We start from the raw sequence: 12,836 nt of genomic DNA on the forward strand, positions 1-12,836 counted from the left end.
CCCTTATTGCCAGCCGTAACGGCGCACGAACCAGCCTTTCACGCACTGCGTCAGCACCATGTAACCGGCCAGGATCGCCACCAGCCACGGGAAGTAGCTCAGCGGCAGCGGCTGCAATTGCAGGAAACTGGCAACGGGCGAGTAAATCAGGGAGATGCCGGTCACCACCACCAGCAGCGTCATGATGCACAGCGGCCAGGAGGCGCGGCTCTGAATAAACGGCACTTTGCGGGTGCGGATCATGTGCACGATCAGCGTCTGCGACAGCAATCCTTCAATGAACCAGCCGGACTGGAACAGCGTCTGCGCCTCCACCGTATTGGCCTGGAACACCCACCACATCAGGCCAAAGGTCATGATATCGAACACGGAACTGATCGGCCCGAAGAACACCATAAAGCGGCCAATGTCACCCGCGTTCCAGCGCTGCGGTTTTGCCAGTTGCTCTTCATCCACGTTATCAAACGGGATCGCCACCTGAGACACATCGTAAATCAGGTTCTGAATCAGCAGATGCAGCGGCAACATCGGCAGGAACGGCAGGAAGGCGCTGGCGACCAGCACGCTGAACACGTTACCGAAGTTAGAACTGGCGGTCATTTTTATGTATTTCAGCATGTTGGCGAAGGTTCTGCGCCCTTCTGTCACGCCCTGCTCCAGCACCATCAGGCTTTTTTCCAGCAGAATGATATCCGCCGCTTCTTTGGCGATATCCACCGCCGAATCCACCGAAATACCAATGTCTGCCGCACGCAGCGCCGGGGCGTCGTTAATGCCGTCGCCCATAAACCCGACCACATGCCCTTCGCCACGCAACACGCGCACAATGCGCTCTTTGTGCATCGGCGTAAGTTTGGCGAACACCGTGGTGTCGCGGGCGACCCGCAGCAACTGACTGTCATCCATGGCATCAATATCGCTGCCGATCAGCACGTTATCGGCCTGTAATCCCACATCTTTGCAGACTTTGCGCGCCACCAGCGGATTATCGCCGGTGAGGATTTTCACCGTCACACCCTTGCGTTGCAGCGCGTCCAGCGCCGGTGCAGTGCTCTCTTTTGGCGGATCGAGAAACGCGATGTAACCGGCAAGGATCAGGCTGGATTCATCGGTCACGCCATAACCCTGCGTGCGCGATGGCATCACTTTATGCGCCACTGCCACCACGCGCAGCCCCTGCTGATTGAGATCGTCGGTAATGCGGCGGATACGCGCCAGCAACACATCGGTCAGCGGCACAATCTCACCGTTGAGCTGCACCAGCGTACAAATCGACAGCATTTCTTCCAGCGCGCCTTTGCAGATCAGACGATGGTTCTGATCATTTTCGGCCACCACCACAGACATACGGCGGCGGTCGAAATCGAACGGAATTTCATCGACTTTCAGCGAGTGATGCGCCTTGCTGGCATCACCGCATTCCAGCACCGCGACATCCAGCAGATTTTTCAGGCCGGTCTGATAATGGCTGTTCAGCCACGCCAGATGCAGCACGTCGTCGTTGGTTTCACCGAGCACGTCGGTGTGGCGCTCGAGCACGATTTTATCCTGCGTCAGCGTGCCGGTCTTATCGGTGCAGAGGATGTCCATCGCGCCGAAGTTCTGGATGGCGTCCAGACGTTTAACGATCACTTTCTGGCGGGACAGTTTGACCGCGCCTTTCGCCAGCGTCGAGGTGACAATCATCGGCAGCATTTCCGGTGTCAGCCCGACCGCCACGGAGAGCGCGAACAACGCCGCTTCCCACCAGTCGCCTTTGGTGTAGCCGTTGATCACCAGCACGACCGGCGTCATCACCATCATAAAGCGGATCAGCAGCCAGCTGACTTTGCTGATCCCGGCCTGGAAGGCATTCGGCTGGGTATCTTCCTGCACCACACGTTCGGCGAGCTGGCCGAACCAGGTTTTGCCGCCGGTGGCAATCACCATGGCGATCGCCGTGCCGCTCACCACGTTGGTGCCCATAAAGCACAGCGTGGTCAGCTCAAGCGGATCCACCGCCACCGGTTTTTTCTCGCAGGCATGTTTTTCCACCGGCAGGGATTCACCGGTCAGCGCCGCCTGGCTGATGAACAGATCTTTGGCAGACAGAATGCGCAGATCCGCCGGGATCATATCGCCTGCCGACAGTTTGATCAGATCACCCGGCACCAGCTGGCTGATCGGGATTTCCACCGTTTCGCTGCGCCCGGTTTGGGCGTCACTGCGCAGCACCGTGGCGGTATTGCTGACCATGGCTTTCAGCGCATCCGCCGCTTTGTTGGAGCGCGCTTCCTGAATAAAATGCATAAACGTGGAGATCAGCACCATCGCGCCAATCACCAGCGCGGCAGTCAGATCGTCGGTGGCGTAGGACACCAGCCCGAGCACGGTCAGCAGCAGGTTGAACGGATTGCGGTAGCAGTGCCATAAATGCAGCCACCACGGTGCCGGTTGCTGGTCGCCGGTCTGATTGAGGCCGGACACCTCGCGGATCGCGTCGGCTTCGTGCGCCGTCAGCCCTTCAGGATGGCTGGCAAATTGCAGATACAGCTGGTCTTCCGTGGCACGGGCACAGGCCTGACAATGCGCCGACATCGCGGCAGGGATCGCCTGCGCAGCACGGGCTGGCACGTTTTCAAGCATCGGGTCGCGGCGGACTAAACGACGCGGTAAGTTACGGCTGAGCGCAGTGAGCAGCCGGGAAGTGAAATTTTTGAACATCATTCGCACCTTTGTTGCGCCCACGGCAAAGCCGCCGTGAGCATGGCAAAAGGGTTATAAAAACAGGGCGAACGAAAAAGACGATCGCCACTGCTTACCAGGTAACGTCACGGCAAGCAGCAGCAAAAATGCGGGTGCTTACCGGATCACAACGGACCTACAGAGTTGGGGTCGGGTTCCATGGGTTTTCACCTCCGGTAAGGAACGGTTGGGAAATTCATACGCATCGGGTATAAAAATCCGTTAGGGTAACGGCACGGACGACGCACACAGCATCTCCGGCGAGCGCAGTATACGCCGGTTAACTACAACCAAATTTAAACCTGACCCTCATTCACCTGAAAACATGACCCTACAAAATCGCCTGACCATTAATGATATTGCCCGCCTGAGCGGTGTCGGAAAATCCACGGTTTCCCGCGTTTTAAATAACGAAGGCAACGTCAGCCCGCAAACCCGCGAACGGGTGTTACAGGTGATTGAGCAGCAACATTTCAGCCCGTCAAAATCCGCGCGGGCGATGCGTGGTTTCAGCGATAAAATTGTGGCGATCATTGTGTCGCGCCTGGATTCTCCGTCAGAAAATCAGGCGGTGCGCGCCATGCTGCCGCTGTTTTATCAGCAGGGTTACGACCCGATTGTGCTGGAAAGCCAGTTCAGCGCCGAACGCGTTAAAGAGCATTTACAGGTGCTGAAGCAGCGCAATATCGACGGCGTGGTGTTGTTTGGTTTTACCGGTTTATCGGCGCAAATGCTGACGCCGTGGCAGGACAAACTGGTGATGCTGGCGCGCGATATGCCGGGGCTGTCTTCGGTGTGTTATGACGATGCCGGTGCGGTACAACTGCTGATGAACAAGTTGCTGGCACAGGATATCCGCCGCATCGGGTTTATCGGCGTTTCGCCACGGGACACCACCACCGGTCAGCGACGCAGTGAAGCTTATCAGGCGTTGTGTCAGGCGCAGGGGCTGACGCCGCACATGGCGCTTGGCGAACTCACCTATCAGAGCGGTTTTGACCTGATCCCGCGCTTGCTGGAAAACGACATTCAGGCGGTGATTTGCGCCTCAGATACCATCGCTATCGGCGCGCAGAAATACCTGCAACAGCAGCAAATCCGCGATATTCAGGTCTGCGGTATCGGCAATAACCCGCTGCTGCATTTCCTGTTCCCGGAATCGTACTCGGTGGAACTCGGTTATGGCGCAGGCGGCGAAGCGGCAGCCCGACAATTGCTGACGCAGCTCAGCGGTTCTGCGCCCGTACAACAGCTGATTATCCCCGGAAAGCTGGCTTTCTGATCCCCTGTCTTTCTGACCTGTACCTTTCTTAAAAGCAGAAACTTTGTGATCGTCCCGGCAAAACCGGGAACGTTCCCGGACAAGTTCCCGCCGCCTTCGCTATGCTTAAACCGTACCCTACACACTCACGCTACATCACAGGCCACTTCCCATGAGCAAAGTTAAGCAACAGGATGTTGATCAGCTGATCGCCCTTGTCGGCGGCAGCGACAATATCGCGATGGTGACTCACTGCATTACGCGTCTTCGTTTCGTCCTCAATGATCCGTCTAAAGCCGATCCGAAAGGTCTCGAAGCCCTGCCGATGGTCAAAGGCTGCTTCACCAATGCCGGGCAATTTCAGGTAGTGATCGGGCCGGAAGTGGACGATTACTATAAAGTTTTGCTCGCCAGCACCGGTAAAAGCCAGGCGGGAAAAGAGCAGGCAAAAATCGCCGCCCGCCAGAATATGAGCTGGTTTGAACGCAGCATTTCGCACTTTGCGGAAATCTTCTTCCCGCTGCTCCCGGCGCTGATCAGCGGCGGTTTAATTCTCGGTTTCCGCAACGTCATCGGTGAAATCCCGATGAGCGACGGCCAGACGCTGGCGCAGATGCATCCGCTGTGGCAGTCGATTTACGACTTCCTGTGGCTGCTCGGCGAAGCGGTGTTTATGTTCCTGCCGGTGGCGGTCTGCTGGTCAACGGTCAGAAAAATGGGTGGCACCGAAATCCTCGGCATCGTGCTGGGTATCACGCTGGTGTCGCCACAGCTGATGAACTCCTACAACCTCGGTCAGCAAATTCCCGAAGTGTGGAATTTCGGCTGGTTCACCATCGAAAAAGTCGGTTATCAGGCGCAGGTCATTCCTTCCGTGCTTGCCGGGATGGCGCTGGCGATGATTGAAAATGGCCTCAAACGCATCGTGCCCAATTACCTGTATCTGGTGATTGTGCCGGTCAGCTCACTGCTGATTGCCGTCTTCCTGGCGCATACGCTGATCGGGCCGTTTGGTCGTATGGTCGGCGACGGTGTGGCCTTCGCCGTGAAATTCATCATGACCGGCAGCCTTGCGCCGGTCGGTGCGGCACTCTTTGGCTTCCTCTACGCGCCACTGGTGATTACCGGCGTGCATCAGACCACACTCGCCATCGATATGCAGATGGTGCAAAGCACCGGCGGCACCCCGGTCTGGCCGCTGATCGCCCTCTCCAACATTGCGCAGGCCTCTGCCGTGGTCGGGGTGATTATCGTCAGCCGTAAACACAACGAACGTGAGATTTCCGTCCCTGCCGCCATCTCCGCCTTCCTCGGCGTCACCGAACCGGCCATGTACGGGATCAACCTGAAATACCGCTTCCCGATGCTGTGCGCCATGATTGGCTCCGCCTGTGCCGGTCTGATTTGCGGCCTGTTCCACGTGACAGCCAACGGCATCGGCGTCGGCGGCTTGCCGGGCATTCTGTCCATCAAACCGCAGTTCTGGAGCATTTACGCACTGGCCATGCTGGTGGCGATTGTGGTGCCAGTGATCCTGACCGTCGTGGTGTATCAGCGTAAAGCGCGCCGTGGCGAACTGGCCGTGGCGTAAGACATTCAAAAGGAAAATGGAATGAGCAGCGAATTGCCGTGGTGGAAAAACGGCGTGATTTACCAGATTTACCCAAAGAGTTTTCAGGACACCACCGGCAGCGGTACGGGGGATATCAACGGCATCACGCAGCGTCTGGATTACCTGAAAACGCTCGGCGTCGATGCGCTGTGGCTGACGCCGATGTACCTGTCGCCGCAGATTGATAATGGCTATGACGTGGCGGATTACTGCGAGATTGACCCGGCTTACGGCACGCTGGAAGATTTCGAACGGCTGACCGCAGAGGCGCATCAGCGCGGGATCCGCATCGTGATGGACATGGTGTTTAATCACTCTTCTACCCATCACGAATGGTTCCGCCAGTCGCAGGATCCGGGCAGTCCGTTCCGTCCGTTTTATATCTGGCGTGACGGCGCGGACGGAGGCGGGCCGCCGAATAACTGGCGTTCAAAATTCGGTGGCGGCGCCTGGCAGTGGCATGAAACCAGCGGTCAGTATTATCTGCATCTGTTCGCCACCGAACAGGCCGATCTCAACTGGGAATACCCGCCGGTGCGCGAGGCGCTGAAAAAAGTCTGCCAGTTCTGGGCGGACAAAGGCGTCGACGGGCTGCGTCTGGACGTGATCAATCTGGTGTCCAAGCAGCAGGATTTCCCGTCTGACGACGCCGGTGATGGCCGCCGTTTTTACACCGACGGCCCGCGCATTCATGAGTTCCTGCAGGAATTCAGCCGCGACGTGTTCAAACCCCTCGGGCTGATGACCGTCGGCGAAATGTCTTCCACCCAACTGGAGCACTGCCGCCGTTACGCCGCCAACGACGGCAGCGAACTGTCGATGACCTTTAACTTTCATCACCTGAAAGTGGATTATCCGAACGGCGAAAAATGGACTGACGCGCCACCGGATTTTATCCAGCTTAAGCAGATTTTCCGCGACTGGCAGCAGGGCATGCACGGTCACGCCTGGAACGCGCTGTTCTGGTGTAATCACGATCAGCCGCGCATCGTGTCGCGTTTTGGTGATGAAGGCGCACTGCGCACCACGTCGGCTAAAATGCTGGCGATGGTGCTGCACGGTCTGCAGGGCACGCCGTACATTTATCAGGGCGAGGAAATCGGCATGACCAATCCGGGCTTCAGACATCTCGAGCAATACCGCGATGTGGAAAGCCTGAACATGTTTGCCGAACTGAAAACGGATGGCCGCGACACCGCAGAACTGCTGCGCATTCTGGCGAAGAAATCGCGGGACAACGCGCGTACGCCGATGCAATGGAACGCCGGAGATCAGGCCGGATTTACCACCGGCACACCGTGGATTTCCGTCAGCCACAATGCCAGAGACATCAATACCGAACAGGCGCTGGCCGATAAAGACTCGGTGTTTTATCTGTATCAGCAACTGATCCGCCTGCGCAAAACATTGCCGGTACTGACCGGTGGCGATTATCAGGATTTGCTGCCAGAGCATCCGCAACTCTGGTGCTATACCCGCACGGCAGACGGCAAAACCCTGCGGGTGATGGCAAACCTGAGCGCACAGGATCAGACCTTCACATTGCCGGAATTCCCCGGCAGCACGCTGCTGAGTAATTACGCATCCCCTGCGGTTTCCGGAATGCTTCGTCCGTACGAATGCCTCTGGCAACTCACCGAATAATCTGAAATTTCTGTTCTGCCGGGTCAGTCACACTCGTGTCTGGCCCGTTTGTTTTTTATGCATCTCCTTATAAAACAACACGCAAAATTCAGGCCAGAACTTACAGTTGGTCATCAATTCTTCCGCCAAAAAAATTCTTTGTTTCAGGTCAATAAAAAGAGAATTATCACTCGCGTGAATGCTACATGTAGTGTGTATAGTACACACCCAACCCAATATATAGCGATTTTCCGCAAAAGCCACACAACCGGCCTGTAAGCCTTGTGGGGCGCGGGATCCGCCCAATAGGAGTGTCATTGTGAAGGCAGACAGACTGGAAACCGTACCCGCAAAATCCACAACAATGCAGCCCATCGTGATCAAGCGGGATGGTTGTCAGGTCCCTTTCGATGAAGTTCTGATTAAACAAGCCGTGCAACGCGCGGCGGCGGCTGCCGGTATCGACAGCGTGGATTATTGCGCTCAGGTTGCCCGCGTGGTGGCGGAAAGTCTGCAAGACCAGGCTCGTGTAGATATCCACGATATTCAGGATGCGGTCGAAAATCAGCTGATGGCAGGTCCGCATAAAAAGCTGGCACGCGCATATATCGAATACCGCCATGACCGCGATGTGAAACGTGAAATGCGTGGCCGTCTGAATCAGGAAATCCGCGGTCTGGTTGAACAAAGCAATATGGCGCTGCTCAACGAGAATGCCAACAAAGACAGCAAAGTGATCCCGACCCAGCGTGACCTTCTGGCGGGTATTGTCGCCAAGCATTACGCCAAACAGCATATTTTACCGCGTGATGTCGTGCTGGCGCATGAGCGTGGCGAAATCCATTATCATGACCTTGATTACTCCCCGTTCTTCCCGATGTTTAACTGCATGCTGATCGACCTTAAAGGCATGTTGAATCACGGTTTCAAAATGGGTAATGCGGAAATTGACACGCCAAAGTCTATTTCCACCGCAACGGCCGTCACCGCGCAGATTATCGCGCAGGTCGCCAGCCATATTTACGGCGGCACGACCATTAACCGCATCGACGAAGTACTGGCGCCGTTCGTCACCGCCAGCTTCAATAAACATCGCCAGACTGCCGAAGAGTGGCAGATTGCAGATGCGGATGGCTTTGCTCACAGCCGTACCGAAAAAGAGTGTTATGACGCCTTCCAGTCGCTGGAATATGAGGTTAATACGCTGCACACCGCCAACGGCCAGACGCCGTTTGTCACCTTTGGTTTCGGTCTGGGCACGTCATGGGAATCCCGTCTGATCCAGCAGTCAATCCTGCGTAACCGCATTGCCGGACTGGGCAAAAACCGCAAAACCGCGGTGTTCCCGAAACTGGTGTTCGCCATCCGCGACGGCCTGAATCATAAAGCCGGTGACGCCAATTACGACATCAAGCAACTGGCACTGGAATGCGCCAGCAAACGCATGTACCCGGACATTCTCAATTACGATCAGGTGGTGAAAGTCACCGGTTCCTTCAAAACGCCGATGGGCTGCCGCAGTTTCCTGGGCGTTTACGAAGAAAACGGCGAGATGATCCACGAAGGCCGCAACAATATCGGCGTGATCAGCCTGAACCTGCCGCGCATCGCGCTGGAAGCGAAACGCGATGAAGCGGCGTTCTGGGCACTGCTCGACGAACGTTTATTGCTGGCGAAGAAAGCCCTGATGACCCGCATTGCGCGCCTCGAAGGCATCAAGGCCCGCGTCGCACCGATCCTGTACATGGAAGGTGCCTGCGGCGTTCGTCTGAAAGCCGACGACGATATTTCCGGCATCTTCAAAAATGGCCGCGCCTCGATTTCACTGGGTTACATTGGCGTGCATGAAACCATTAACGCGCTGTTCGGCGACCAGACCCACGTGTTCGACGCCAGCCAGTTGCGCGAAAAAGCCGAGGCGATTGTGGCTCGTCTGAAAGCCGCCACCGACAGCTGGAAAGACGAAACCGGCTACGGCTTCAGTCTGTACAGCACACCCAGCGAAAACCTGTGCGACCGTTTCTGCCGTCTGGACAAAGCCGAATTCGGCCTGGTGGCCGGTGTCACCGACAAAGGGTATTACACCAACAGCTTCCATCTGGACGTCGAGAAGAAGGTCAATCCGTATGAAAAACTCGATTTCGAAGCGCCATATCCGCCGCTGAGCAATGGCGGTTTCATCTGTTACGGTGAATACCCGAACCTGCAACACAACCTGAAAGCGCTGGAAGATGTGTGGGATTACAGCTACAGCCGTGTGCCTTATTACGGTACCAACACGCCGATCGATGAGTGCTACGACTGCGGTTATACCGGCGAATTCGAGTGTACCAGCAAAGGTTTCACCTGCCCGAAATGCGGCAATCACGAACCTTCCCGCGTGTCGGTCACCCGCCGCGTGTGTGGTTATCTCGGCAGCCCGGATGCCCGTCCGTTTAATGCCGGTAAGCAGGAAGAAGTGAAACGCCGGATTAAGCATCTGGGTAACGGCCAGCTGGGTTAATGCTTTGAACTTCCATCAGTATTACCCGATTGATGTCGTGAACGGGCCGGGAACACGCTGCGTACTGTTCGTTTCCGGCTGCGTCCACGAATGCCGCGGGTGCTACAACAAAAGCACCTGGCGGCCGGACTCCGGCAAGCCATTTACGCAGGCAGACGAAGACCGCATTATCGCCGATCTGCAAAATACCGTGATCCCGCGTCAGGGTCTGACGCTGTCCGGCGGCGATCCCCTGCATCCGCAAAATCTGTCGGCGGTGCGCCAGCTGTTGTTACGCGTACAGGCGGAATGTCCGGGCAAAGATGTGTGGATGTGGACCGGTTATACACTCGGCGAACTGACGGCGGAACAGCAGGACGTGGTGGCGCTGATTAATGTGCTGGTCGACGGGAAATTCGTGCAGGAACTGAAAGACCCGTCGCTTATCTGGCGCGGCAGCGGCAATCAGGTGATTCATTATTTAAGATAGAGATCTGAGGATGAGATAGCAGTGATACATCGCATCACTGCAAATTTTTAATCCAGATATTGACATCTGACATTTGAATATCCTTTTACGCTGGGATAAGATAACCCCATAATATAAAAGAGGTTGAAAATGTCTTATTCAGATCTTCGGATGAAGTTTATTTCTTTCGTGCTAAGAAAATACCGTCACTTCACTAAAAAAAACAGCAACAACCTCTCTTTTGAACATCAAAACTTTAAAAGAATAATGATCATCTCAAACAAATTATTGGGTGATTTTTTATTTTGCACGCCTGCTATCCGCGCTTTAAAGGAAAAATACCCCCACGCTGAGATACTTGCTGTTATCAGCCATAAAAATAAAGGCATTATTGGGGAGAACAACTTTATAAATAAGGTCGTTTATATGGATAGCACGCTTACAGATGTCCTTAAAGCGTTACCTGAAATCAGAAAATTCAAACCAGAGATTTCCGTAATATTTCATTCCCGCACACCTTATGATTTAATACTTTCTGTTTTTTCCAGATCTAATTTCATTATCAAACACTACTTTAATAATGATATAAAAAAACTTTTCAATGTATGCGATCATTTTGTTTTAGATCCATGTACGCCACCGGTACTCAATCATCTTGCACTGATCAGTAAGTTGGGTTGTGACACCCAGGGGAAAAAAATGTTTTTTCCTGCCGAAGTGCCAAAAATCATGAAAGACAGTACATCTCCATTGATCATCGGCTATCAGCTTGGTGCATCAAAACCTAATCGTTATCTGCCAGAAACAACACTGCAACAACTGACAGAGATGCTCTCACTCCATTCCCCATTGTGTGAGTTTCATTTATTTGGAGCACCTTCTGAAAAGCCATTGGGTGATACCTTTGTCAAAGGCCTTACGGAGGAGACAAGTCACAAGGTGGTTAATCACATTGGGAAAACTACACTGCAAGGCTTAGCGCATACCTTGAATGCGATTGATATCCTTATCACGCCAGACACAGGGACTTTGCATATCGCAACTTCGCTGGAAATAAAAACCGTTAGTTTATTTGTTACGCGTAAAGAAAACGGTTGTGAACCTCAACAAGATCCACATCTGCATAACGTCATTTATGCTTCCGATTATAACGAATTAGCGTTTGACAGAACCTTTCCCAAACCTCTCGAATTTATTCCAGCAGAAATTATATTCAAAAATATTTTGTCATCACTCTCAGAAAAAAACGAATTATCTGCGCGTTAAACACGCTGTAAATTGTATCGGGCATTTATGATTTTCACCCTGAAAATGCCCACACCGTTGACTCCCTTCCAACTCTTCATTTTCCTGCAACCAGACCTTCACCCAATTGTCACTTAGCACGGCCAAGATGATGCCAACGCCACACTGAGGTTTGCATCATGACCCTTTCAGAACGTTTTCAACTTTCCCCTGCCATTGCCCGTTTTTCCCGTGCGAGGTATTCATTGTAATGAACTTATCTAGACATCCGACCAGTCATACAACGGTATATCAGCAAATCGCTGCTGAACTGGAACAGGAACTGCGTAACGGTTACCGCTGCGGCGATTATCTGCCGCCGGAACAACAGCTTGCCGAACGTTTTCAGGTGAACCGCCATACGCTGCGCCGTGCGGTGGATGAGCTGGTCGATCGCGGCTGGCTGCAACGCCGTCAGGGCATTGGCACGCTGGTGCTGATGCGGCCTTATGATTATCCGCTGCATTCGCAGGCACGTTTCAGCCAGAACCTGCTGGATCAGGGCAGTCACCCGACCAGCGAACGTCTGCTGGCGGTACTGCGTCCGGCCACCGATCACGTTGCCGCGGCGCTGTCACGTCAGGAGGGCGATACGGTGATCCACATGCGCACGCTGCGCCGCGTCAACGGCGTGCCGGTCTGCGTGATTGATCACTACCTGCCGGATCTCGACTGGTGGCCTGCGCTGCAAAATTTCCACAGCGGCTCCTTGCACGATTTTATCCGTGAGGAAATTAAGCAAAAGCTCAGCCGCCGTACCACCCGTATCAATGCCCGCCGCGCGCTGGCGAAAGAAAGCAAATTACTCGAAATCGTCCCGCAGGCACCGCTGCTGTGTGTCCGCACCCTGAACATCTGTGAAGGCAGCGATGCGGTGGCGGAATATTCCGTCAGCCTGACGCGCGCCGACATGATCGAACTGACCATGGAGCACTGAATGGATCACCTGCAAACCCGCCAGCGCTGGATGTCGGTGCTGGCTCACAGCCGCCCCGATGAACTGCTTGCGCACTGGCAGCCGCTGAATTTATCACCGCAATTCGAACGTATTCGTGCCCCTGAAACCGGACTGACCCAGCTTCAGGGCCGCATGGGCGCTACCGGCAAACGTTTTGTGATGGGCGATATGACCGTCACCCGCGCCGTCATTCAGTTAGACGGCGGCGTCTACGGCTACAGCTACATCAGCGGGCGTCATAAACCGCACGCCGAACTGTGTGCAGTGATTGATGCGCTGCTGCAAATGCAGGGAATGGACGAATTGCTGCACAAACGCGTGATTGCCCCGCTGGCCGCGCTGCAACAGGAACGCCGCCAGCAACGCGCCCGTGAAGTGGCTTCCAGCCGCGTCGATTTCTTTACCCTGGTTCGCGGAGAATAA

Annotated in this window: 9 protein-coding genes; 8 read left to right on the forward strand and 1 reads right to left on the reverse strand. The window is 54.7% G+C overall.

The window, feature by feature from the left end; genetic code table 11:
- Positions 1-3: 3 nt before the first annotated feature.
- Positions 4-2,706 carry a magnesium-translocating P-type ATPase gene (gene mgtA, locus EDF78_RS14365; protein WP_133823339.1) on the reverse strand — a complete coding sequence of 901 codons (2,703 nt, stop codon included), beginning with the start codon at positions 2,704-2,706 and terminating at the stop codon, positions 4-6.
- A 343-nt stretch (positions 2,707-3,049) separates the two neighbouring features.
- Between mgtA and treR the strand changes: the two genes are divergently transcribed.
- The 8 genes from treR to phnG all read left to right on the forward strand — a co-directional run bounded on the left by treR (position 3,050) and on the right by phnG (position 12,836).
- A complete protein-coding gene (gene treR, locus EDF78_RS14370; RefSeq protein ID WP_131694246.1) occupies positions 3,050-4,006 on the forward strand; it encodes a trehalose operon repressor TreR in 957 nt (318 codons plus the stop codon).
- Between the two features lie 151 nt (positions 4,007-4,157).
- Positions 4,158-5,576, forward strand: a complete 1,419-nt coding sequence (treB, locus tag EDF78_RS14375) for a PTS trehalose transporter subunit IIBC (protein ID WP_119823366.1) — start codon at positions 4,158-4,160, stop codon at positions 5,574-5,576.
- Positions 5,577-5,597: 21 nt separating this feature from the next.
- On the forward strand, positions 5,598-7,241 hold the full coding sequence (treC, locus tag EDF78_RS14380) for an alpha,alpha-phosphotrehalase (RefSeq protein WP_133823340.1): 1,644 nt from the start codon (positions 5,598-5,600) through the stop codon (positions 7,239-7,241).
- A gap of 343 nt (positions 7,242-7,584) precedes the next feature.
- Positions 7,585-9,723 (forward strand): anaerobic ribonucleoside-triphosphate reductase, encoded by a 2,139-nt coding sequence (nrdD, locus tag EDF78_RS14385; RefSeq protein WP_133823380.1) that lies wholly within the window; start codon positions 7,585-7,587, stop codon positions 9,721-9,723.
- A gap of 4 nt (positions 9,724-9,727) precedes the next feature.
- Positions 9,728-10,192 carry an anaerobic ribonucleoside-triphosphate reductase-activating protein gene (nrdG, locus tag EDF78_RS14390; protein WP_133823341.1) on the forward strand — a complete coding sequence of 155 codons (465 nt, stop codon included), beginning with the start codon at positions 9,728-9,730 and terminating at the stop codon, positions 10,190-10,192.
- A gap of 129 nt (positions 10,193-10,321) precedes the next feature.
- Entirely contained in the window at positions 10,322-11,437 is a 1,116-nt protein-coding gene (locus EDF78_RS14395; protein WP_133823342.1) for a glycosyltransferase family 9 protein, read from the forward strand.
- A 229-nt stretch (positions 11,438-11,666) separates the two neighbouring features.
- Positions 11,667-12,392 carry a phosphonate metabolism transcriptional regulator PhnF gene (gene phnF, locus EDF78_RS14400; protein WP_133823343.1) on the forward strand — a complete coding sequence of 242 codons (726 nt, stop codon included), beginning with the start codon at positions 11,667-11,669 and terminating at the stop codon, positions 12,390-12,392.
- Positions 12,393-12,836 (forward strand): phosphonate C-P lyase system protein PhnG, encoded by a 444-nt coding sequence (gene phnG / locus EDF78_RS14405; protein WP_133823344.1) that lies wholly within the window; start codon positions 12,393-12,395, stop codon positions 12,834-12,836.

The sequence above is a fragment of the Rahnella sp. BIGb0236 genome, from assembly GCF_004364755.1.
GTDB lineage: Bacteria > Pseudomonadota > Gammaproteobacteria > Enterobacterales > Enterobacteriaceae > Rahnella > Rahnella victoriana.

Bases quoted from the DNA above. Each gene is read 5' to 3' on its own strand.
- mgtA (WP_133823339.1), bottom strand. From the start codon at position 2,706: ATGATGTTCAAAAATTTCACTTCCCGGCTGCTCACTGCGCTCAGCCGT.
- treR (WP_131694246.1), top strand. From the start codon at position 3,050: ATGACCCTACAAAATCGCCTGACCATTAATGATATTGCCCGCCTGAGC.
- treB (WP_119823366.1), top strand. From the start codon at position 4,158: ATGAGCAAAGTTAAGCAACAGGATGTTGATCAGCTGATCGCCCTTGTC.
- treC (WP_133823340.1), top strand. From the start codon at position 5,598: ATGAGCAGCGAATTGCCGTGGTGGAAAAACGGCGTGATTTACCAGATT.
- nrdD (WP_133823380.1), top strand. From the start codon at position 7,585: ATGCAGCCCATCGTGATCAAGCGGGATGGTTGTCAGGTCCCTTTCGAT.
- EDF78_RS14395 (WP_133823342.1), top strand. From the start codon at position 10,322: ATGTCTTATTCAGATCTTCGGATGAAGTTTATTTCTTTCGTGCTAAGA.
- phnF (WP_133823343.1), top strand. From the start codon at position 11,667: ATGAACTTATCTAGACATCCGACCAGTCATACAACGGTATATCAGCAA.
- phnG (WP_133823344.1), top strand. From the start codon at position 12,393: ATGGATCACCTGCAAACCCGCCAGCGCTGGATGTCGGTGCTGGCTCAC.